Source organism: Symploca atlantica LB2515 (genome assembly GCF_052546295.1).
Map to the genome: position 1 here is coordinate 671834 of NZ_JBQWMT010000001.1, position 22628 is coordinate 694461.

Below are 22628 nucleotides of genomic sequence, written 5' to 3' on the forward strand. Positions count from 1 at the left end.
CAGTAGCAACCAAGAAAATTATTATTGTGCATCCTGATTGCCATAGATAATTTGGCGCAGCTTATTGATGGGATGGTTAATTTGATTGTCTTGTAATTTTGGTGCTGCTACTTCCTTGTCTCTGATCTCTTCCAGAGTTTGCAGAGATTCTTGCAGAAGACGAAGGTGTTGAGTCAGAATTTGATCAATACAATCTACTTGTTCTTGAATAGCCGAATTATCAAGATGAACATCTCCTTGATTGATTAATTTAATTGCCTGTAAACGCTGTGAAATTGAGCGAATGCCCATGGTCATCTATTTTATTAATTAACTACTACAGACATTCTGGTTTAGGTAAATTAAACTCAATTTACCTAAAAAAAATTGTATGGAGATGCGTAGTAAGAGGCACCAAACTTTATAGTTTTAATCCTAGATTTTTCAGCCTGAAAGCATAGCTAACTTCTGACATGTTCCTAAAACCTAGGAGTTTGCACTTTATCCAATCGAGAACCGCTACATTTACTTATTCTTGCTGGAACCAACTAACCAGATACTCAATTGTAAAGATATAATAAAGATTATCCGGCAGACTGTAGTTGAGCATTAAATAATGCAATCGATGTTATATTACTAGTCCTTATCTACATCAGATATTTGTGCCAAGTGACTGATAGTGATATAAAAAAGAAGAAAGAAATGAAAAAGATTATCAAGTAGTATCACAGGAAAAAAAAGAACGTTTTATATGCTTCCAGGAGAAATAATTACATCAGTAGGAGAAATTGAACTAAATACTGGTCGTCCAACGATGCGGCTGCTAGTAGCGAACACAGGTGATCGCCCCATTCAAGTTGGTTCTCACTTTCATTTCTATGAAACTAATCAAGCTCTCAACTTTGACCGAGAGCAGACCAAAGGTATGCGGTTAGATATCCCTGCTGGTACGGCAGTCCGCTTTGAACCTGGAGACGAGAGGGAGGTAACTTTAGTCCCGTTTACTGGCACTCGCCAAGTTTATGGCTTCAACGGTCTAATTAATGGTCAACTATCGCAAGAGTGAAGCAATAATTTCAGCAGGACTTGCTAGGGATTTCGGGCTATAGATGTGAGGGTAATTAAACTTTGATCACATCTTTATTTTTTTGTCAATGATCAGCTCCACAGTTCACGAATTGTCCTATCAAATAGGCTCTAGACAGCTTGGGAGTTGAGAGGAATAAAAATCGCTAGAGTGGAGGGAAAAGAAAGGTTGGCGGCAGTAGACATGGTTAGTCAATAACTGGGCAATGTTCGACGTCAGACAGTGGCAGTCAGCCAAGCTGGCTGAGGTAGCAATAACCAATTTTGCTAGTAGTCTACATTCCAATTAGGGACAGTAAAAGAGGTTAGACCTGTAGACTAAATCTACAACGACTTGTCCTGTTCGTTTAATCTCACAACAATTAATTAATGACCGTGATCTATAGTTTTTAGGGACTTCGATACCATGAAGTTTAACAATCCCAAGTATCTTAATCAAATATCCCAAGCTAGCCAACAAACTCCGGAAATTCTTCCAGAAACTGAAACCCAAGGCTTGACAGAGACATTTTTGACAGAACTGCGATCGGCGTTAAACTGGCAAAAGCGAACTCTTGCCGAAGCAGCACAGGAAATTCAGCTACTACTAAGACAAATCGAGGAGCATAACCCCACCGCCACGGAAGCAGAAAAACAGAATTTAATCACCTCTGCAATTTCGGCAAATCGTAGAGAAAGGTTTCTCAATGCTTTACAAGCGGGTTGGCAGGAAATGATCCAGGAGTTCCTTGATCACCCCTATACTAGTTTGGGGATTGCCACTCTTGAGAGATGGCAGAAGGGAGAGTAAAAACTTGACAGAGTTAGTTATTATTGATTGATTACTATTAGGCAAAGATTAAGTATACCAATATATTAGTCAAGTGAGTTCAGACAATAAAGAAAAATTCCGCATTGATTACCAGGCAGGAAAAGCAGCATTTGAACGGGGTGAGTACAGCGCTTCCATCCAACACTTGTTAGCAGCTATTTCTCTGGTAAATCGTAACTCCGCCATTGGTGGAGAAGTGCAAATGTGGTTAGTAACAGCTTATGAGGCAGCCGGACAAAAAGAAGAGGCGATCGCACTTTGTCAGCAGCTAAGTAAACATCCTGATCTAGAAACCCGCAAGCAGGGTAGAGGCTTACTCTACATTCTACAAGCACCTCAGCTGAAAAGACCAGAAGAATGGATGGTCAAAATTCCCGACTTAGGTGCGATCGCAGAAAGTGAACCGAAAGATCGTCGCGGTAGTACGACTCCAAACTCCAGCAACTCTCGTAAAAAACTAGAACCAAAACCCATTGATCCTAGTGAAATAAATGTCAAAGATAATCAATTTGTTTGGGTAAGTTTAATTGCCATTGGTCTAGTGATCGGTGGCTTAGTTTTGTTTGGTTTTCCTGCTTAAGCCGTGGTGAGTAAATAGGACAGATTTAACGACTGAAACCACTTACATACCAGTAATAAATCCTCTGCATTTTCTTATGCTTATTTACCTACACTTACAGCATTTTTTTCGGTAACTCTTTGCCCTGCACTTGCAACAGTTTGGTCTTCGATTCCTCCCATACTGCTAAACTAGAGGAGGAGTAACCTCTATCTAAAATCTCTTCCTTGAGGTCGGTTAAGCACGGGGATAATACTGGCTTGAAAATAGGCTGTAGAGGAAGAAGATTCTAAGGCGTTATGATCTACGCCGTTGACAATAATTACTTATTAATAGGGTAATCTAAAATCTCAAGATAGTTCGCATTAATCCAATCCAAAGTGTATTCTCATCTGTATGTATGTTCTGGATTAGTAATCATCACTAAGCCTATTGATAGATCAGAGACAAAATAGGCAGTTCTCACAATTCCATCAGAGAAACTCTATATTGCCCTGCCTATCTGCCCAGTTTATTGTGGGAGAGGAACCACACCCATGTGGAGCAAACTGAGGAACACAAGGAGGAAGCAATCAGTGAAATCCGTTGTTATTGATTTATTTAAGTCGGTGCGTCACCGGCTGCGCCGCAGTCGGTTTCTTTGGGTGATTGTACTGGCATCAATGCTACTTTCTGGCTGTGTAAAATACGATGTCGGCGTAAACTTCCAAGGTGAACACCACGGCGCAATTGTGCAAAATATTAGGCTAGGAAAGCAGCTAACCAGCTTGAGTAATGATGAGGCACAACAATGGTTATCCAGCCTCCAGCGCCGAGCTAAGCAGCTTGGTGGTAGAACCCAACGCCTGTCTGAGCAGGAAATTACTGTCAGGATTCCTTTTAGCAGTGGGCAGGAATTAACATCTAAGTTTAACCGATTTTTTAACCCTGTTGCTAAGAAACAAGATTCCCGTTCTCAGGCAGTCAAGGCTGAGCAATTACCCAGTATCAGCTCCAAGTTAAGCCTGATGCAGAACAACTTTTTCTTCGTGCAGCGCAATCACTTAAGCTATGACCTAGATTTACGATCGCTAAGCGTACTCTCAGCCAATGGTAACGTGATTGTCAGTCCGGGGGCACTATTAGATTTGCAGTTTAGCCTAGAGACGCCTTGGGGAGCCAAAGGTTTAACCCAAGGAGCTGAGACTATCAATCCTAAAGTTTACTATGGCGGGCATAAACTAGTCTGGACACCTCAACCGGGTGAGTTAAATCATTTGGAGGCAATCTTTTGGCTTCCTAGTCCTCTGGGTATTGGCACAGCAGTGATTATCGTATTGGTATTGGCGGGTTTTTATGGGAAATACAAAACTTTTCCTGGAATGCCAACTCAACAAGTTGCAACTGTGGTTAATTGACATCCTCCCCGCCTAAAAGAAAATCGGTCTAAACTACCTCTTTAATTCAGACGGGGATTCCCCACATTGTTGCCAGGGATTCCTCGTTCTACCACACCACTTACGACTTCTCCAGCTCTGCCTAACCTTTTAACTGACAAAATTCTTGGTCTTCTGCCATCATGAAAAACATATCTTGCCCAAAAGTAGCAGATCTTTGTAATCTGCAAATGAAAGAGGCTATTAGAAAAAAGGTACTCTCATGACACAGGCTAGGAACGTCCTTGGCGGAGAACTCGAAACTTGCTGCACTTCCCCCATGACTGGATTTTATCGGGATGGAGTGTGTAGAACAGGGGCTGGCGATATGGGGGCCCATGTCGTTTGTGCTCAAGTAACCCGAGAGTTTTTGGAATTTAGTAAGTCGAGGGGAAATGATTTGAGTACACCCGTCCCAGCGTTTGATTTTCCTGGTTTAAAACCAGGCGATTGCTGGTGTTTATGTGCTCCTCGCTGGAAGGAAGCTTTGGATGCTGGAGTTGCACCGCCTGTAGTTTTATCAGCAACTCATCCAGCAGCATTAGAATATGTCTCCTTTGATGAACTCAAGCAACATGCCCTCAACAATTGACCCCTTCCATATCGAGTGACCTTAACTAAGTTCAATTTTCACTGTCTGGACACCAGCTTCTACGACAACTTCAATCACCTGGGGTGACGGATTTTGGGGGATAATACTAATCTGACCACTCCTTTCTAAACGGGCAATTTTTACTTGAGTCAGTTCGGTAAGTTTGCCCACAGAGCGCAGTGTTGCCTCTAAATCTTTGTAGGTGATGTGACTTTTTCGCAAGGCGTGATCGTTGATTTGACCATCCCTAACTAGTACTCTGGAGTGGCCTTTAATCAAAGTGTCAAAGCGGTCATACTGGCAAGCAACTGCTGCAAATAGCCAATGCATCAATACCAGCACCAAAGCCGCTCCTAGTGTGGCAAAAAAAGGCGCAGAACCATTGATGGCTCTGCTTAAAGTAGACCCCAAAATCACACCCAAGAGCACATCCAGCGCGGCATACTTACCGATGAAGCGTCGGTCACCTACCAAGCGTACCATCGCCACAGCAGTCACGTAGATGATCGCCGCCCGCAATCCCATTTGCCATAGGTTAGGTTGCTGAGCATCTAGTGCTAGTAACCAGCTGAGCAAATCCCCTACTTCCTCGATCATTAGACTCTCTTGCGTTTTACAAATTAATTCAAATTAGGCAAAACTTGTTGGGACGAATCTCACCTCTAACCTACCAACAGTAGAGTAGTGTAGGCTCCTGCACCTCCAGCAAACGCCCAAAAGCGGCTCTCACGCTCTTCAGGTAGCTCTTCTTTAAGAACATTAAGGATCAGACCTCCTGCTAAGAAAGCAAAAAGTAAAGCGATCGCCGCCTCGTGAATTTCCGTCGCTTGTCCAATTGCCCAACCAACCAACACTGCTGCCGCTAGTATCCAGCGCCCCATATGCTTATAGGTACTTTTATGATGTTCACGCAGTCCGTGGTCATTCACCATAAAATGCAGAGCCATTGCCACGAAAAAGAACCAGAGACTGACCAATCCTGGTTCCTCCCGGTGGAGGAGTAGGTAACCGATGAGGATATTGTACAGGGCAAACGAGCCAATATGTAGCCAAAAAACCTCCTTGCTGGTGACATCTCCCTCGCCTGTCTGACGATTTTTTTGGCGCGATATCTTAGCCATTCGCTCTAGGCCATAGAACACCGCAAAGCCAAAAAGAGCTAACAGATAGACATGGTGTTCCAGAAAATCCACCAACGGATTGTTAGCTTGCTCAATTACTGCTTGCCCACTGCTGAGCTCAGGAAAAACATGGATGAAAACATAAGCCACAGAAGCACCACCAGCAATCGATAGCCAGCGGCTACGGGGAATTGCCTCTAGAAAGCCCAGCCTACTGGCAAATATATGAACCATTGCCAGCCCAATTGCCAAAATTAAGCTCAGCAAGGAAGTAACAGAATCTGGCGCTAACATTTCGTCCCCCTTGTCTCCCTTGTCCCCTGATTGTGCAACACCGTTATTTATTGTTCGGTGCCTCCAGCACACTGACATCAATTAATGGTGTCGCCTCAAATCCCTCTTGTAGTAAGTGGTTTTGGATCTGGCGAGTCAGGCGATCGCGAATTTCCTGAGAAGATTGGGTGACACCTGCTTGTCGCTGCACGTAGACAGTGCCTAGCAAACTATTTTGTCCTTTGATGTTTGCCCCAGTAAAGCGAACATTGACCTCTACTGGTTCTGCCAGGGTACTCTCTTTGACTACTTTTTGAATTTCAGCAGCAGCACGTTGGTCAATACTGCCGCGCTGTAGTTCTGGAGAGTCGGAAAACTGCCAGCTTAGTAAGCCTACTAGGGCTATGATACTTGCTGTTAGGGCAATGGGAAAGATTTGCTTTTGACCCCGCTGATAACGAGCCCCACGAGCAGACATGCCAAAAAAACGGAAAACGAGAGCAGCCGACACGTTGATACCAGCTAGTTGCAGCAAGAGTAATAAAATAGCACTAACGGTCATATCCCATCTGCCAATGGCACTTGCCATGCCGATTAGTCCCGCAGGTGGTGCCAGCGAGGCAGCAATCAGCGCCCCAGTAGCGGCACCGGAAACTAGGCTACTTCTTTCCGATTGAACCAGATTCAGAGCACCTGCCGCCCCCGCTGCCAAGGGCAGCAACACCGCCACAGATGACACTGTACTCGTGGCAACCATTTGAGTGGTGGCACTCTCTTGCCGCAGTATCAGGCTGAGTATCCCCGTGACGACCATAGTTACCGCCAAGGCAGCAAAGTAGCGGATCAGACTGCGCTGGAGCAATTGCTGGTCACCCCGTGCGGTGGCAATTGCTGCGTTCATCGCTGGGCCGGCAAAGGGTGCAATCAACATCGCAGCCGTCAGCAGATAACTGGTATTGGTAAATAGACCGATCCAGACAACGACACCGGCGGTAGCTGCATAGCCAAGAAAACCTTTCCAGGAACCGACGCTTTGCAAACCACTGAGGAACACCTCAATTGGACTGCGTACCGCCACATCTGTAACTTGTTGCGGTGCTTGATCAGCCGGTGGCTGCAAGGGCATAACCCCGCGCGGGTTTAAGGTAACATGCAGTTGGGGGATCGGTTCCAAAGCCTTCAGTAAATCTTCTACCTTGCCATTAGAGATGTGAATAATTACCAAGTCCACCGCTTCTTTGCCATCGCTAGCTTCCAGCTTTGCCAAGTTTGACCCTTGATAAGTCTTGGCAATTTCCAGAACCTCTTTGCCTTGTCCCCGTGGAACTTGAATCAGTAGTTGCCGCACCTAAACTCTCTCCCTCCAGAAGCTACTGAGCACGAAGCGTGAACAAAGTGACCTCTGGAGGACAATTGAACCGTATCGGAACATCGCTAAAACCAATCCCTCGATTGACATAAAGGTGATTGCCTGACGCCCCATACCCTTGACTCCAGCCATCCACGTGTTTCATATCCTTGGTCACCGTTAACCAAGACCATTGGGGGGTTCCGGGGATGCGAATTTGTCCACCGTGGGTATGTCCTGCCACAGCCACTGGTGCTGTCTGGGCAGGTAAGGCAAGAAATGAGCGAGGATTGTGCATCATCACTATTCTGGGGTTGTCAGATGACACCTGAGCTATAGCTACTTTCGGTTGATCCCGTTTGGCTAGATGGGAACTAATGCCTACCAAGTAAAAAGCTTCAGCGTTGTCTGGGCTGAAGTTGTTAGCTGCATTTTTCGGTAGGTTCAACCTTACAGCTTCGTTATGAAGAACCTCAACTCCCGCTTCTTCTAAGGCTGTCTCTAATTTGGCAGCTAACTTATCTTTGGGTGGAGTATCGAGGCTGATCATGCCATAGTCATGGTTGCCTAGTACTGCATAGCTGGGAATACCTGCTTCTGGGAGGGGGCGAACCAAATCAACTACCTTAGTGATCTCTTCTGTTGTCCCTGAGAAAGCATGGTAAATAAAGTCGCCACTAATTAATACTAGGGCAGGGCGTTTCTCTATGAGTAAATCTACGCTGCGCTCTACTGTATTAGTATTATCCAGCCACATGCCCAGTTGAAAGTCTGAAAGCAGTCCCACTTTTTTTCCTTCCCAGGCTGGAGGCAGATTGGGAATTGTGGCAACTTCTTCTTCTAGATCAATAATGTAGGGTTCGAGCAAACCCCAGATGACTAATATTGCCAGCGCTACTAGCAAGCCGAATATTATGCGTTTGATTTTTTTCATTTAATATCGATTTGTTATCAATCAATGATCAGAAGCTGTCTTGACTAAGTCGGTCTAATGCGGCGATATCGCGCTTGGATCCACAGGTAAATGGCATAAGCCACCAGTCCCAACGCCACAAAACCGAGGAGAAACTTACCATAAGGTTGCCGCGCCAGGGTTTGTAAGGCTCCGTCAAGTCCTCGGGCTTCACTGGCGTCAAACTGTTTTGCTGCTTGAATCAGGAAAAAACCAATCATGACAAACACAACCCCTCTTGCTGCTATACCCAAGCGGCTGATGCGTACAGCCCAGGTTTCTTGTGTTTGGTCTAGCTCACTCAAATTTAGTTTTTTACGGAATTTAATTTTGTAGGCTTTGTAAAGTCTATAGAAGCCCACACCAATAACCAGTGCGCCAACTATTCCCACTAACCATCTGCCAAAGGGCTGCTGGAGTACCAGTGCTGTCCAGTCTTGGGTGGATTTTCCACCACCGCCTCCTGTACTCGTCGCCAGACGCAAAGCTTCAAAAGCTAAACTTGCGTAAATGAAACCGCTAAGTGCATATCCCAAACGTGTGGCAATTCCTTTGGCATCCGTGCCTTTGTTTTCGGGGTCTGTTATAGCTTGCACGAAGCGCCACAGGACGTATCCCAAGAGACCAACGCCAATTACAGCTAATAAAAATGAACCAAAAGGTTGGGCAGCAATTGTGCGAAGAGCTCCCTTAGAGTCTGTTGTCTTTCCTCCACTACTAAATGCTGCCTGTAAAGCTAAAACTCCGATGAGCGCGTATACTATGCCCTTTACTGTGTAGCCGAACCGCGCTAGTCTTTCGACCCACTTAGATTTTTTCATTGTCCCATTATTTTCCATTGCATTTAGTTAAATAGTTGCTTCAACTTACGAATAAGTTTTATTGACGGGTCATAAATATAGAAATCCTATGCGGTGCATTAGCATTTGGCTTTTTCATTCACTAGAGGATAACTATTTGGCAACAAAAACTCATCGCTCTTTGGAGATAAAGCGAAATAGTTTTTTCTCAACCTGTAGATGGAATTGCTTACTATCCGGCTATTTTCCAGCAGTCGAGTAGCTAGTCCTAATCCTTAGTAATCTCTTAGCGAGGAAATCAAATTAACCACCGCATTTCCCGATTTACTCAAAAAAAAACCCGCTCTCCAACTGGAGGCGGGCTTTCTGTGTGTGAGGAGTTGGCTATCTTATGTGATTTGTCTCTGTCTGTCCACTGTCTTGCTTAACTGACTATGTATAGCTTAATCAGAAAAAGTAAAAAACTTGGTAAGATTTCAGGATATTCTCAAAGCCTTTACTGACACGCCAGATTTACAGCAATTCGTTGGAATTCAGTGGTGGGGTTTGATCTTTGGCGGCTAAGCTTTCCTGTTTTTTTCTTCTTTCTGTGACGATCTTTTCCTGCTCCGCGTTGATGATCGAGTGAAGGGAGAGAGTTTTAACCCCTGATGCTTGTTGTTTGAGTTCGGCTTTGTCTACGGGTTTTGGTTTAAAGATGTACTCAGTTAATTCTTTGAGAAAGGTAAACATGATCTGCTTTAGGTTGGTTGATCGGTTGCCATTGATGATGTGTCGATCATCTTAAGAAAGTGTTTTCCAGATCACCTCTAGTAATTGAGGGATCACAGATTTGGGTAAAAATCATACCTAAGTTCTAGGTAGTAGCTTTAGTTGATTCCGGCGCTTTGCTTTTTACTGGTTTAAGTTGCCTCTTCCTGACAGCAACAGCACCAAAAGCAGCCATAGCTAATAAACCCAACTGATAATCTGGCTCTGGTACAGGCTGGGACGCTGTTACTGTCGCGCCTACATAGAGGTCAGACCATTGACGGGCCGCTTCATACCACTCAGCTGCATTTTGATGCAGATTGATGCTATGTCCGGCATTTGGCAGGACGTACACCTGCAAATTTGCTTCCGGTGAAAAGAAAGGTGCTTCAAAATCCGCCACACTTTGGGCACTGTCGCAGATGTTGCCAGTACAAAAACTATTATCGTATTGTCCCAAGGCTAGAAAGACGGGAACACGAATCTGTTTAGTGGTTTCTGAGAAAATAGCATCTACATTCGTCGCCGCCTCACCAGTGGTGACTGTCTCCTTAGTCGCCTCATCCAGGGCAATGACTTGCGGATCAGTACTGGGCTGATAATAGAAGAGATCACTTCGCGTTCCTGGTTGAGTCGTTAGGTAGCCATCTGGCAAGTTTTGCTGACTAAAACGCGGATCAAGCTGTGCCGGATAGAAAGAATCGATAAACGCTGTGAGAAAGTCTGGATTTTGGTTGTGCAGGAATCCGCTGAGAATTACCCCGGCTAAATCTTCATCCTGACTTGCAGCACCGACAACAGCACCAAAAGACCCGGAAGAGTATCCCACCAGCATGATCTTTTCTTGGGGTACTCCTGCGACTTTGCCTTCTCGCAGACCTTGAATAACTTGCTCAAGTACATAAGCGTTGGATGCTACTGTAACTTGGTCAGCAGGCGGTCGGGAACTATTACCAATTCCAATTCTATCGATGTTCAATGTTGCATATCCAGCCTGGGTGAGAGCGTCTACATACGAGTAACGTTCTCTTTGGTAGGGCAAGTCCCAGTAGATATGGCTGTAGGTGGTTCCTGCAACTAGAACCTGAACAGTCTTGTCCCCAGAGGGGGATTGACCACACAATTCACCAAAGACTTGGTACTGTTTAGATTGCCCAGGTGCCAGTGAGACAGGAAGTTGCACGTTAGAGCAGCTATTAACAGGGTTAATCGTCGCAGACTTAGCAACGCTAGTGCTAAATGGCTGCACAATACCCACAGAGGTAGCAAAGAGTCCTAGCAGACTCTTGAAGAAGAATAACTTCATCTCAAAGGTTTTTAGTTGGACACAACGGCTTTGTGTGATGCTACCCTGACGCTGAAAGATCTATATTACCTGAGACTACTACTTTTGAGTTACTGCAAGTAGAAAATAATCTTCTCTGGGAGTGTTTCTCTAGTTAGATACCCTAAATAGGCAAAAGGAGCAAGTTTACGTACTTGCTCCTAAGATTTTATGGGTGCGGCGGCTCCGCTGACTCAGCTAGAGCTCACTATCTTAAGGTGAGGATTAGCTGATATTTTATCTTTTCAAGAGTTGGATTGCGCATTCCCTTCAGCAGTTTCTAGCTTGAGGTCGGGATGCCTTTCAGCAAAGTACTTGCTCAAGAAAGTATTAACCAAGGATAAGACAATTGGACCGAGAATTAGAGCTAGTAATCCGCTGACTCTAAATCCAGGCACGAAAGCAGAAGCTAGCCAGAAACATATACCATTAACTACTAGGGAAAATGCTCCCAAGCTTAGAAAGTTGATTGGTAAAGAGAGTGCTGAGATAACTGGCTTGATAGTGGCATTAACCAGACCAATTGAAGCAGCTGCAATTAAAGCAGCAGGGAAGGTTGCTAGGTCAACGCCGGGAACAGCTAGGTCAACCACGAGTAGACTGAGGGCAGTCGCCAGTAAAGTAAAAAAGGCTGCGATCATAATAGTTTTTCCTCTGGATGGATTTACAAAAATTTGTATTTGTCTCAACTTTCACTAGCTTAATGTTCTGTGATCAGCTAATTCCTAGCATCTCTACATAGATAGATTTTCGGCAATAGCAATTAATTGATATCGCTAATCGTGCTAATTACTACAACCTGCTGGCTTTCAAGGGAGTAAGCATCCCAGACAAAAACTACTAGTTATACTCCATCGTGGTGTTGGGTAATCGATGAGTAAGTATTCCTCTTTAATTAAACCCAATATTAGCAGCTAATAATCCTTAAGATGGATGTTGGCAAGCAACTGTTTGCAGAGAATAGAGTTAGATACAAACGAAGAAAAAGTTTAAGAGTAACAATATGAAGCTACTGCGAATTGCCCTAGGTATTATTTTGCCACCCGTAGGTGTTTTTATGACAATGGGGGTAGGAAGTGCTTTGCTAATTAATATTTTGCTAACTCTCCTCGGCTGGCTCCCCGGTTCCATCCATGCAGTTTGGGTTATTCTCAAACATGAAGAGAAAGAAGCCAGAGAGGGAAGCGCATACTAACAGCAAAGCTAGCACTAATAGAAGTGCTCCTGATCATACTCCTGATCACCTGATCAGGAGTACTTCCATTAGTGCTACATAAAATGCGCGATAGAGCAGGGTCGTGGATCAACCCGCTTAAAGTTTCTTAACTAAAGAAGCAATCCGCTAACCTTCTAGACTGGAAGGTTAGCAGACGAGAGAGTTACCGACGAGTATCAGAAACATCAGTATCGGTATCAGTAATTGATTTCCACAATTCTCTTAAGAGTTGTTTTACTTGTCTTTCTTTCTTAGCTAAAGCTGTGCCAGCTTCACCTAATTTAGTTTCAAATTCAGCTCGTTTTTGTTTTACTTGGTCAGCTGTGGCTTCAGCTTGAGGCTGAGCTTGCTCATACCAAGTCTTAGCATCATCTAGATACTTTTTCACTTCTTCATAGCGCTCTCCGTAACGTGCTGACAGGTTAGCTTGCAAAACTGCTAATTGAGCTTGCAGTTGAGCGTAACGTTTACGCATCAAAGCTACCTCTTCAGTATCTTTAAGCCCGTCGATAGCAGATTGAACTGCTTGTTGAGTGCGAGAAGAAGGTCTTTCTTTCTCAGTTTTCTCTACTTCAGCAAGCACGCCATCAATTTGCTCTTGCAGTTCTTTCTCGTCAGAATCTATCTGAGCTTGTAGTTGTTTAACTTCTTGATGGCTTTTAGCAATAGCTTGACGTCTAGCTCGACTAATAGCGTCAATAGCTCCTTCCAAGGAGGCGGTGATCTCTTCCTTAATTTCTCCTCCTTTATCTTTAAGGTTATCAATAACTATTGATACAGCATTTTTGACGACTGTACGAATCTCTGAGGAACCTTCTTTTAGTTCTGAGCTAGAGGCTTGTACAGCATCCCGAACAATTTCTCGGATGCGCTCGGCTCTTAATTGACCTTCTTCTTTAGCTTTTTGAAGATCGGTTGTAATTTTATCTTTGAGAGGGTCAGACATTGTTAATTTCTGGCTTATTTTAGTATTTACAGATTTGATAACTGGCTTGTAGAGAGCAAAAATGCCATGTCAGAGAACCGACATGGCTGATCCACATTCCTATCTACATACATATTGACGTAATCTTTCGGATCTCAGTTCTTCCCAAAGACAGAAAATAATCTGTTTAACTAGCTGCTGCCTTTAATAATTCTTCATGAGTAACTCTTAGAAAAGCGATTGAACAGTTCTTGGTAAGTTTCAAGAAACCTTTGGTTTTCCACAACAATTTCCAGGCGCACCTTGACACACCCGTGGGGTTTTTGCAGAGCGATCGCTTGTAAAATTTCACTAGCTGCTTTGGGAGAGATAAATTCGCCAGCGAGAGTAGGACGAGGGTCAACACTAGCAACTTTATGGTGTTCCACACCCGTCACTTCCCCTTCTCCTAAATCAATTTCTGCCAGTTGTTTGGCTTCTGAACCGATTTCGATTTGCTCAACAATTAATTTTTCCCGTCTAACAGGAACCTCTATCATCCTAGTTTCAATTTCTTTGCGAACTACCACTTCGCCGATTTTCTGCTTGCTGCGATTAACAACCAATCTTTCTTCTAGCAAGCGAATTACTTCTTCTTCCGCGATTTCGGTAGTTTTCTCAGACTCTCTAGAACTTTGGTTATCTAGTTCACTTAAATTATAAACTGCTCCCGACTGAGTGTTTGAATTTTGAGTTTTTCGATGATTCTGCTGCTCTTGAGAAGTAGTAAGAGCTGCTGCAACTGAAGATGGCTCAGAGATAGCTGTCACCTTATCTTTAGAAGATTGGTACTCTGACAAGTTATTGAACTCCTCCGAAGATAGCCTGACTAAAAGCAACTTGTTTTCGGTATCGACTGTCTGAATGTACTTGCCATTTAAAGAAAAGAGGTGATTATTATCTGGAGTCTCTGCTTTAGATATAACCAAATTTAGTTGACGATTACTGTCAAGGTAAAAGTCTCTGGTATATCCTAATATTTCTCCTTGAAGATTGACGAGCTTAAATGATTTCATCTGTTTTCTGATCTTATTCAATAAGTAATTTATTTTTGCTTTACGCTTTTTTATTTCGGTCAAATTTGCAGGCACTTTTAAAAATAAATATTTTTCAAGGTAGAGCAAAGTTTTGAAATAGCAGGTAGAGCAATTTATATTCATCACTCTACCTGCTTAATTTATTGAGGATTTCTGGAAATAGCCGCCACGCGGGTTAGCCGACTGCCTGACCATGCAGCATTCTCAGTAAGTACTAGATGTTGCCCTGGCTAAGTTTGCAGTTATTCACTGTCTTGAAACCCCTCAAGTAACCCTTGATTTCTACTGAAAATGCTGCTCAGGCAATCTAGATTTTTTGACTGTTCTGCTGAGTCAACTTACAGTTCCCCAACCCACCGCTGTAACTAGGTTTAGTCCATAGGTTGGAACACATTAGCGGTTTTTGCGGTTCTTGTCGATAATTGGCTCACCGTTGGTTTTAACTTCCAACTCTTCATGACGAACTTTTTCTGTTGCTTCGACGGTGTCACGCTCGACTTCTTTTTTAACACCGACTTCTTCGCGCACAAATGCTTTCTTCTGGATGTCAGCTGATTCTTCGTAAACTTCCATGCGGGCAACTTCTCCTTCATGAAAATTAGCTTCACCAGGTGCTACTTCTCTGGCTTCAGTAGCATTATGACGCTCAATGATTACCCGCTCTTTTTCCACGGGAACTGACACTCTTGCTGTCTCAGTTTCGACTCGCTTGCCTACGGCAACTTCACCAGCTTTGTAACGGTCTTTATTGGCAATCAGACGTTCTTCGTACAGCTTGAGCACTTTCTGATTCTGCTCATTCATGCCATACATTTCTTGGTCGTAATCATATCTGTAGCTGTTACGGTCGTAGCTAGGACGAGCAGCCGCAGAAGCAGTTTTTCCTCGGTAGATGTTTCTAACTCTTTCTTCGTAATCGTAGTCAACGGTCATGTTGTCTTTGTACTCAGGCAAGCTCTCTGCTTGCTCTTTTGTCAAACCAGTGAGGTAGACACGATGTTGATCATAGTCCATTCTGGCGTAACCCACGGGCAGCAGGACATTCTTACCAAAGACCCAGAAGCCTGTATCGATTACCAGGTAACGGAAGCGACCTGAGTCATCGAGCAGAGCGTCATGAACTTCACCAATTTTCTGATCTGCTTCAGTGTAGACTGTGTAGTTTTTGATATCATCGCCACCGAAGATGTCTTGTTTATAGTTTGGGTAAAGATCAGCAATTTTTACAAGAGCCATAATATATTTTCCTAACTTTTGAGTTTAGTTTGTTTCTGTCCTAACTTTAAAGAAATTGGAGTTTGATAATCATCTTCCTAACGGCTTACTTATAAACTTTTCTTCAAAAAGCAATATACTCAAATCAGTAGATGCTTTTTGGCTGAGCTTATTAATTGCTTGGGTTAGGTAAATTCCTAGACAAATAATCCTCTTTTTGAGCTTTTTGAGGTGGATGGCAAAGCCAGGATGGAACTGTTAATTCCTGCCCTGGCTATTTGGTAAATTCTTCTTTTAACCTTTAGATCTGCTAACAGCTAGACTAACCTGGTCAACCTCTTTTCGCAGCAAGTTGCACAGCCTAGCTACGATTATCGATGACGATGACTTCAGGAACACTAGTAACTTTTTCTTGTTTGCTATGAGTTGTCTTAACACTCCATGGATCGTAGATAGCAAACTCCTTAGTCCCCCAGCGGTTCATAACGATTTCGGCTCGACGCACTTCGCTATCTGTACCCCCGACTACGACTAGATAGTCCCCCCTATCAACGCGCTGGCTGTAAACTCTAGACCTCTCTTCAAAAATTCCCAAATCAGCATAATTATCTACGCGCCTCTTCATTTCAACCCCAGCGAGGTGGCCGATATGATCTGCGTCTTTAGCAAATACAGAAAATTGATTAGCAGGAATACCCGAATCAACTAGTTCAGTAATTGTGCGTTCTGCCTCTTGACGACTAGGAAAAGCACCGACCGCATACTTATCATAATGGCGTCCACCGTTCCTGTTGTTAGTGGGGTTTGAGTGGGTTGTGGTGGTCGCAGTAACGTGATGGGATTCTCTAGGAAGCTGCTCGTCCTCCGGTACGTCGGCTACCCGATTGTTACGACGCTGCTCATGTTCTGGTATATCATAGATACCCCACTCTTGAATTCCTCTACGGCTCAAAACTGACTCGGCATGGCGGATTTCCTTTTCCGTACCTTCTACCATCACCAAATAGTCACCATGAGAAACTCGCTCATTGTAGACCATAGCTTGCTTTTCCGGGATTCCCAAACCAATGAGTGCTCCCAGAAGACCACCAGCGGCGGCCCCAATTGCACCACCGGCTAGAGTAGTCGCGATCGCGGTTGCTTCGGCACCTGCTAACAAAATCGGTCCAATACCGGGAATTGCTAAGGCTCCTAAACCCACCAATAAGCCGGTAATACCGCCTAATGTACCACCAGTAACTGCACCAGCAGCCGCGCCTTCCTCCGCCTTATTACCTACCGTATCTTCAGTTTGGACACCGCCAATCTTGTCTTGACGAGCTGGATCCCGCACGATAACAGAAACTCTTTCCATCGGGAAGTTAGAATCTTTGAGTTCCTTAAGAGCTAGTTCTGCATCATGGTATTTTGGAAAAATACCTACAGCCCTTTTATGATTTCTTAAAGCCATTTTTTACCTCTTTTATTGGTTGGTTAATTATGCTTAAAACAGCATAAATAGTAAGCAATTAACTACAGCGATTCTTGAATAACAGAGGTACATATAAGTTTTCTTGCTTGCTCCCTAAAACCAAGAATTTTGTATCTCACTCAGTTAAGAACTGCCATATTTGTGCGAACTACTAACTTTTACCAATTTTGGTCAACAGAAATCATCCCCATAAGGAATTATTTCTGGGGAAGTATTCAATAGTTGGCAATTTTAAAATTATTATTCGGTTTTAATACTAGATTGAAGATTAGTTAGCTAGGGTTTTAGTAGAATCGCCACGCAAGGCTAATTAGGCTAGATGGAGGAATTATTAATAACTACCCTTGTACTTTAGGGAAATCCTCCATCATTTAAATCTTGCAATTAACCACACCGTTCCACTAACTCAACTTCTGGCAACCTACCACTGCGGATAGAAGTGACTTGATTGCCATCCGTCTCAAATATTAGGCGATAATTTGCTAATTCTGGTTCTTGTGGTGTAACAATCAGGTAATGCCCTCCAGGGATGTACTTGTGTCCGGTTACTTCAGCATTAGGGTAGAGAGTCTTAATTTGAGCTTCAGTATCCCCAAGTTTTGCCCCTAGTTGGGTAGTAATGCGGCTCTTATCTCCAATATCAATCCAAACCGGACGACCATCAGCCTCTTGATTAACCCTGTTGCGAACGTCAATCCTCACAATCTGATCATTATTTACCATAAAATCTAGCTCTGGTAGTCCATTTTCAGGCCTGACATAACTACAGCTACTGTTTGGTGCTGGTTCGCCACTGCCGTAACCAATCAACTTAACCCCCGCTGCTGCTGACGCTTGAGCAACACTCATTCCCATCTTAATCGGGCCCATACCGTTTACTGAAATCTTATATTGCTCAAGGGAATTATTTTGTCCGGTTGAGGCTTTGTTGTCTGGTGATGGGGGGGGAGAAGAGTCTGCCATCTGGTTGGGTGCGGTGCAGGCAAATAGATTGACCAGCAATACTGACGTAAATAGCAGCTTATACTTGTTTGACAAGGTTTTGCTCACCATACCCTTTCCCTTAATTGACAATTAATATGTTTTGTGGTGCTAGAGGCAACCTTTATCTTTAATATATAGACACAACCACAGGAGCAAGGTTTCCCAACTTAATCCAGGATCGTAAGGCTGGAGTCTCGCAGTGCGATCGCATTTGAGTTAGCAAGTTTACTCAAATCTTGACATAGGTAGCCAGAGTGTAATTTTTAGGCGAACTTTCCCGGTAGTCAGGAAAACTCTTTGTAGAGAGAGTAATCATAGCCCTCAAACAGGAGAGAGATTAGGGTGGAACTTGTTAAACTAAATAAGCCCAAGATTACTAAGGAGAGGTTAGTTAATCAATTAACTCAAGAAATCGGCGGAGTCGCTAGCTACTGGAAACAAATTCCTGTAGATCAGTTGAGAGCACTGCAAGAAGCTATTAAAGATAATGATGATGCCAAAGCTGGCTTAACAAATCTAGTTAAACAACTACAAGAAACTAGGCAAACTAATTCTCGCCTTAACCGCAAGAATTTTGGACTGAACCAATCTGCTGCTAAACATGAGCGCGTTGCTGACAATTTGACCAAGATGAACGCTTTACTAGAACAACAAAAAAATGAGCTACTGCAGCAGATTCACTCCATGGTTAGCCTCCTAACTAATTACGAAAAAAGTGAACTACGCCAAGCGGTCAAGCTGATTGGTGATCATATTAAATCCTGGATTAAATAAAAAAATGGGCATCACTCGTAAACAACTAAATGGTTTAGGGGCAACTGATTACTTAGTTAAACAACTTACTCAATCTCTGCAACCAATCGGTAAGCAAAGAAATGCCTACGAGTATGAAACTAAGCAGGTATTAGACTCTATTTATTACCTAATAGATACAGCAAGAATGCGCAAAAGAACCAGAGCAATACTCACTCAGTTGAAAACCAAAATTAGTAGTAGAGTAGAAAATACTATCTCTGATAAGCGTCTGCTAGAAGCAATACTGCTGGCGGGTGAAGCAAATTCTCGGTTTGAACAAACAGCAGGACAAGCAAAAAAAATTGCTCAAAACTTTCAGACTTACAAAAGAAAAAGCGACTCTATTTTTAGTCCCAGAAATAACATTGTAGCTTTTAAAAAATAACCCCAGAAGGTATTGAAAATGTCTGCTGCTTTTGACGAAATAGAGGCGATCGCCCGCGAAGCAACCCGCACTAATCAGAAGTTTCATCAGATTGCCAGAGAAGCCTATCAATTTGCCAGAAAAAATTATGCCGATCCTAAGTACGACGCATTCCGTAACAGCGATTTGGGGAGAACTTGGAAACAGCAAAAATTAGCTGAATGCGATCGCTATTGTCCTGAGTGCCGCAAGCCGATTAATGAGAATAATTCTGATATTGACCACAAACACCCTCGCCGCCATTATCCTTGGCTAGCTTGGGATATTGATAATCTTTGGGTACTCTGCAAAGAATGCAACCAGAACAAAGGTGATAAAAAGTGGCAAGAATATCTCAGCGCTGTCCAGCTTTATCGGGGACAAGCCGCAGTTAACCGCATCCTCAAACAGGCTCCCCCTGCTAAACTAGCTAGAAAATAGCAGTGAACCCTTTACGGAATATCTTCTGAGAGCTCACCAGATGGCAAGAGTTGGTCTGCTGTGTGTGCTAAAGCATCCTCTGGCTGGTTTAAGCCTTTGTCAGCTTGAGCAGCTTTAATTATCCAATAAATAGCAAACGCAGCTATCGGAATTCCGGCTACTGACAAAAGCAGTACAGCTTCTGTCATCCAAATCAGCAATCCCAATTCCATAGTTCATTCCCCCCGCGAAATTACAATAATTTCAGTCTTTGCTCAATCCTTCGAGCAGGGAACTCAAAGATTTAGTCACTGGCTTTGATGGAACTGCACCCACTGAGTCGTTTACTTTTTCGGCATCCCTACTACTATGATATTGCGGTTGAACCACTAAAAGAAAGTCCTGTTGTTTTCCAGTCCTAAACACTAGCACCGCGCACCACAATAACCGTGCAACCACTCTGGCGAGCAATAACTTCTGGAATATTCCCCTTAATTACCTGCTGAAGCAATTTCTCTCGACTGGCTCCTAAAATAATGACATCACACTGGTTTTTCTGGGCTAAGTCGAGTACTGCCTCTGGTACAGAATTGGCACAAACTGGAGCAATTACTACCTCAGCGCGGAGGCGACGGCTTAACATGCTAGCTGTTTGCTCTAACACCGTTGTTTCAAAAACATCTTCAGAGTTAGAAAATACCTGACATAAACGAATTTCTGGCTGATTACTTAGAGAAACTAGACCAGGTAAGAGTCGAACTGCCTCTTGAGCATTAGGGCCACCTGCCATTGGCACTAGCCAACGGTTGAGAGTTGGTAGCTGGGAATTAACAACTGGCAAACCCGTTAATTCATCTTCTGGCGTGCCCAATTTCACCAGCACAACTTCGCAAGCGGCTTGCCGAATTATTGTGTCATAGATACTGCCAAATACTCGCCCAGGAGTGGTAGTGCTGCCTTTCCATCCCATCAATACCAGGTCAATATTTCGCTCTTTGATAGTTTCTAAAATTGCCTGCGCGACATCATGTGCTACTCGTACTTGAGTGTGAACCGGGATTTGCAACTGATCTGCCAAACGTACAGCACCCTGCAACAGGCGACGGCTGGCGGTTGTCGTAACCTCTGTTTCAGCCGGATGCAGTTTGCGGGGAACGACAATTACTTGTAGGCATTCTAGTTCCAAAGAGCGATCGCGTGCAATTGCTGCTGCCATTTGGATTAGTGATGCTGCTGTTTGAGGATTAGCCAAAGGCAATAGCAATCTTCCTTGTCCTACAGCGGGCCCATGGGTTTGATAAACCACATAGGAGGGCTCTGCTTGAGGTTTAACTGTCGCTGTTTTATCCTTAAATTGGTCTGATTGTGCTCTAATAATATCGCTACGAGTAATAATCCCCACCAGCCTCCGACCTTCAGTAACTGGTAAACGGCTAATATTATGACGATTGAGCAGATACAGAACATGAGTGAGCGTATCGCTGTATTGCACTGTTAACGGTGGTGCTGTCATCACATTGCTGATCTGAGTATCGCCGGACAATTGACCTTGGCCAATGTGGGTCAAGTCCTTTTGGGTAATAATGCCAATAAGCTTACCCTGGTCAACAACCGGAAAACCACGGTGTTGGGAGCGAGAGAAAGCTTCAACCGCTTCCTCTAGACTCATTTGACTAGAGAGGGTTTCTACTCGTCGCTGCATGACATCTGCCGCACTCAAAGCCGCCAACTCTCCTTTTCTGGTAGTTTCTGCTTCTAAGTGAATGCCACTCCACTCTAGAAGTAGATCGTAGATTGAGCCTGGTGCCGCTTTTTGAGCCACCAGATAGGCGATAATACAGCAAATCATTAAAGGCAGCACCACATTAAAGTCTGTGGTCATCTCGAAGACAATGACAATCGAGGTAATGGGTACTCTGGCAACCGCACAAAAAAAGGCTCCCATCCCTGCCAAAGCATAGGTAGTTGGCAAACCTATTCCCAGCAAATTCTGCTCCCATAGACCAACAAAGTAACCAAGTGCTGCTCCCAAACTCAGAGTAGGTGCAAATAAACCTCCAGGAGCGCCGGAGCCATAGGCAACCAGGGTTAGAATAAACTGAACAACAAAAGCGATCGCGGGAATTTGCCAACTTGTTTGACCAGTAATCAAGATTTCCCGCAACCCAGCGCTATCGCGAAAGTCTATGGGTAGCATGGCAATTACTAGACCACTAATAAACCCCGCCAAGCCAATTTGAGCAGGCAAACCCAGGCGTAACACACGGCGATTAAAAGTCAGACTGGCGATAATCCCACGATTAAACAAAGCACCCAGCAAGCCAGCCAGCACCCCTAAGGCAATATAAAAAGGGATATCCTCTACAGAAAAGCTAGTCTGGAGCGAGACTTCCTGAAAGTGGATATCTAGGCTGTGGCCACCCAAAGCCTTAGAAACAACAGCACCAATGAAGGAGGCGAGAATTGCCGTTCCCAAGGTTAACTCTGACATATCCTGGAGCAGTTCTTCAACCACAAACAAAACTCCAGCAATTGGTGCATTGAAAGCCGCCGCTAAACCAGCACCCGCACCAGCGGCAATCAACTGCCTGCGGTATTCTGGTGAGGTGGGAATCCAGCGACTGAGTTGATCGGCAAGAGCGGCCCCTACTTGTACTGTTGGCCCTTCTCTGCCTAAGGTAAGACCAGAGGCCAAGGTGATAATTCCACCGATGAGCTTAATGACAGCAACCCGCAAATCTAGGGGAATTGGTACTCGCGAGAGAACGGCTTTTACTTGAGGAATGCCACTGCCAGCAGTTTCCGGTGCCAGACGTTCTACCAAGATACCAGCAATTAATCCACCACCTAAACCAATTCCTGGCAGCACCAACCAGGCAGGTAGTACCTGAGAGGCTAAGATGCGCCAGGAACCCAGCCAGCTAATACCAGTTTTCAGTAAGACTGCTGCCAAAGCCGCGACTAAACCGATAAAACAGGCTTCAAAAATTGCGAGTCGTTTAGGTTGTAAAAGTTGTTGGACTAGTCGGGACCAAAAAACACGCCTCATTATGAGTAGAACCCTGTTAGTAGAATTTCATGGTAATTCTTTTAGGTCAAAAGAAAACAAGAGC

The 22628-nt window shown here is 44.1% G+C and carries 25 protein-coding genes; 9 read left to right on the forward strand and 16 right to left on the reverse strand.

The genetic code is table 11. The annotated features are described in order from the left end of the window. Positions 1-21: 21 nt before the first annotated feature. Positions 22-297: a hypothetical protein gene (locus ACT7WV_RS02880; RefSeq protein WP_445101451.1), complete on the reverse strand. Its 276-nt coding sequence runs from the start codon at positions 295-297 to the stop codon at positions 22-24. A 433-nt stretch (positions 298-730) separates the two neighbouring features. Between ACT7WV_RS02880 and ACT7WV_RS02885 the strand changes: the two genes are divergently transcribed. The 5 genes from ACT7WV_RS02885 to ACT7WV_RS02905 all read left to right on the forward strand — a co-directional run bounded on the left by ACT7WV_RS02885 (position 731) and on the right by ACT7WV_RS02905 (position 4442). Then, positions 731-1045 (forward strand): urease subunit beta, encoded by a 315-nt coding sequence (locus ACT7WV_RS02885; RefSeq protein WP_445101452.1) that lies wholly within the window; start codon positions 731-733, stop codon positions 1043-1045. 426 nt (positions 1046-1471) lie between these two features. Further along, a complete protein-coding gene (locus ACT7WV_RS02890) occupies positions 1472-1855 on the forward strand; it encodes a hypothetical protein (protein WP_445101453.1) in 384 nt (127 codons plus the stop codon). Positions 1856-1928: 73 nt separating this feature from the next. Continuing rightward, complete coding sequence (locus ACT7WV_RS02895) at positions 1929-2456, forward strand: hypothetical protein (protein ID WP_445101454.1); 528 nt, start codon at positions 1929-1931, stop codon at positions 2454-2456. Between the two features lie 554 nt (positions 2457-3010). After that, positions 3011-3832 (forward strand): DUF3153 domain-containing protein, encoded by an 822-nt coding sequence (locus ACT7WV_RS02900; protein ID WP_445101455.1) that lies wholly within the window; start codon positions 3011-3013, stop codon positions 3830-3832. A gap of 241 nt (positions 3833-4073) precedes the next feature. Further along, the gene (locus ACT7WV_RS02905; protein WP_445101456.1) at positions 4074-4442 is read left to right on the forward strand and encodes a DUF2237 family protein; all 369 of its coding nucleotides are present in this window, start codon (positions 4074-4076) and stop codon (positions 4440-4442) included. A gap of 21 nt (positions 4443-4463) precedes the next feature. Here ACT7WV_RS02905 and ACT7WV_RS02910 read toward each other — a convergent pair whose 3' ends face one another. The 8 genes from ACT7WV_RS02910 to ACT7WV_RS02945 form a co-directional block, all read right to left on the reverse strand. Next, positions 4464-5039, reverse strand: a complete 576-nt coding sequence (locus ACT7WV_RS02910; protein WP_445101457.1) for a DUF421 domain-containing protein — start codon at positions 5037-5039, stop codon at positions 4464-4466. Between the two features lie 65 nt (positions 5040-5104). After that, positions 5105-5857 carry a hypothetical protein gene (locus tag ACT7WV_RS02915; protein WP_445101458.1) on the reverse strand — a complete coding sequence of 251 codons (753 nt, stop codon included), beginning with the start codon at positions 5855-5857 and terminating at the stop codon, positions 5105-5107. Positions 5858-5900: 43 nt separating this feature from the next. After that, positions 5901-7184 (reverse strand): DUF389 domain-containing protein, encoded by a 1284-nt coding sequence (locus ACT7WV_RS02920; protein WP_445101459.1) that lies wholly within the window; start codon positions 7182-7184, stop codon positions 5901-5903. Between the two features lie 22 nt (positions 7185-7206). Continuing rightward, complete coding sequence (locus ACT7WV_RS02925) at positions 7207-8118, reverse strand: metallophosphoesterase (protein ID WP_445101460.1); 912 nt, start codon at positions 8116-8118, stop codon at positions 7207-7209. Between the two features lie 44 nt (positions 8119-8162). Further along, complete coding sequence (locus tag ACT7WV_RS02930; RefSeq protein WP_445101461.1) at positions 8163-8957, reverse strand: DUF1206 domain-containing protein; 795 nt, start codon at positions 8955-8957, stop codon at positions 8163-8165. Positions 8958-9449: 492 nt separating this feature from the next. Continuing rightward, positions 9450-9668 carry a hypothetical protein gene (locus ACT7WV_RS02935; RefSeq protein ID WP_445101462.1) on the reverse strand — a complete coding sequence of 73 codons (219 nt, stop codon included), beginning with the start codon at positions 9666-9668 and terminating at the stop codon, positions 9450-9452. 124 nt (positions 9669-9792) lie between these two features. Further along, on the reverse strand, positions 9793-10992 hold the full coding sequence (locus tag ACT7WV_RS02940; RefSeq protein ID WP_445101463.1) for an alpha/beta hydrolase: 1200 nt from the start codon (positions 10990-10992) through the stop codon (positions 9793-9795). A gap of 263 nt (positions 10993-11255) precedes the next feature. Continuing rightward, complete coding sequence (locus ACT7WV_RS02945) at positions 11256-11651, reverse strand: phage holin family protein (RefSeq protein WP_445101464.1); 396 nt, start codon at positions 11649-11651, stop codon at positions 11256-11258. Between the two features lie 362 nt (positions 11652-12013). Here ACT7WV_RS02945 and ACT7WV_RS02950 point away from each other — a divergent pair, with 362 nt between their 5' ends. After that, positions 12014-12205: a YqaE/Pmp3 family membrane protein gene (locus tag ACT7WV_RS02950; protein ID WP_445101465.1), complete on the forward strand. Its 192-nt coding sequence runs from the start codon at positions 12014-12016 to the stop codon at positions 12203-12205. A 184-nt stretch (positions 12206-12389) separates the two neighbouring features. On the opposite strand, the gene ACT7WV_RS02955 is transcribed toward ACT7WV_RS02950, so the two are convergent. The 5 genes from ACT7WV_RS02955 to ACT7WV_RS02975 form a co-directional block, all read right to left on the reverse strand. After that, on the reverse strand, positions 12390-13172 hold the full coding sequence (locus ACT7WV_RS02955) for a histidine kinase (RefSeq protein WP_445101466.1): 783 nt from the start codon (positions 13170-13172) through the stop codon (positions 12390-12392). A 194-nt stretch (positions 13173-13366) separates the two neighbouring features. Next, a complete protein-coding gene (locus ACT7WV_RS02960; RefSeq protein ID WP_445101467.1) occupies positions 13367-14206 on the reverse strand; it encodes a YsnF/AvaK domain-containing protein in 840 nt (279 codons plus the stop codon). A 414-nt stretch (positions 14207-14620) separates the two neighbouring features. Next, positions 14621-15463 carry a DUF2382 domain-containing protein gene (locus tag ACT7WV_RS02965; protein ID WP_445101468.1) on the reverse strand — a complete coding sequence of 281 codons (843 nt, stop codon included), beginning with the start codon at positions 15461-15463 and terminating at the stop codon, positions 14621-14623. A 340-nt stretch (positions 15464-15803) separates the two neighbouring features. Further along, positions 15804-16892 carry a histidine kinase gene (locus tag ACT7WV_RS02970; protein ID WP_445101469.1) on the reverse strand — a complete coding sequence of 363 codons (1089 nt, stop codon included), beginning with the start codon at positions 16890-16892 and terminating at the stop codon, positions 15804-15806. A 405-nt stretch (positions 16893-17297) separates the two neighbouring features. Then, entirely contained in the window at positions 17298-17966 is a 669-nt protein-coding gene (locus ACT7WV_RS02975; RefSeq protein ID WP_445101470.1) for a hypothetical protein, read from the reverse strand. Positions 17967-18239: 273 nt separating this feature from the next. On the opposite strand from ACT7WV_RS02975, the gene ACT7WV_RS02980 reads away from it, so the two are divergent. From ACT7WV_RS02980 to ACT7WV_RS02990, 3 genes are read left to right on the forward strand one after another with little or no spacing between them, the layout of a single operon-like run. After that, positions 18240-18671: a hypothetical protein gene (locus tag ACT7WV_RS02980; protein ID WP_445101471.1), complete on the forward strand. Its 432-nt coding sequence runs from the start codon at positions 18240-18242 to the stop codon at positions 18669-18671. A 4-nt stretch (positions 18672-18675) separates the two neighbouring features. Beyond that, positions 18676-19077, forward strand: coding sequence for a hypothetical protein (locus ACT7WV_RS02985; RefSeq protein WP_445101472.1), 402 nt, complete (start codon positions 18676-18678; stop codon positions 19075-19077). A gap of 18 nt (positions 19078-19095) precedes the next feature. Further along, positions 19096-19536: an HNH endonuclease signature motif containing protein gene (locus ACT7WV_RS02990; RefSeq protein WP_445101473.1), complete on the forward strand. Its 441-nt coding sequence runs from the start codon at positions 19096-19098 to the stop codon at positions 19534-19536. 11 nt (positions 19537-19547) lie between these two features. On the opposite strand, the gene ACT7WV_RS02995 is transcribed toward ACT7WV_RS02990, so the two are convergent. Beyond that, positions 19548-19748 carry a hypothetical protein gene (locus tag ACT7WV_RS02995; RefSeq protein ID WP_445101474.1) on the reverse strand — a complete coding sequence of 67 codons (201 nt, stop codon included), beginning with the start codon at positions 19746-19748 and terminating at the stop codon, positions 19548-19550. Positions 19749-19933: 185 nt separating this feature from the next. After that, positions 19934-22564 carry a chloride channel protein gene (locus ACT7WV_RS03000; RefSeq protein WP_445101475.1) on the reverse strand — a complete coding sequence of 877 codons (2631 nt, stop codon included), beginning with the start codon at positions 22562-22564 and terminating at the stop codon, positions 19934-19936. Positions 22565-22628: the final 64 nt, after the last annotated feature.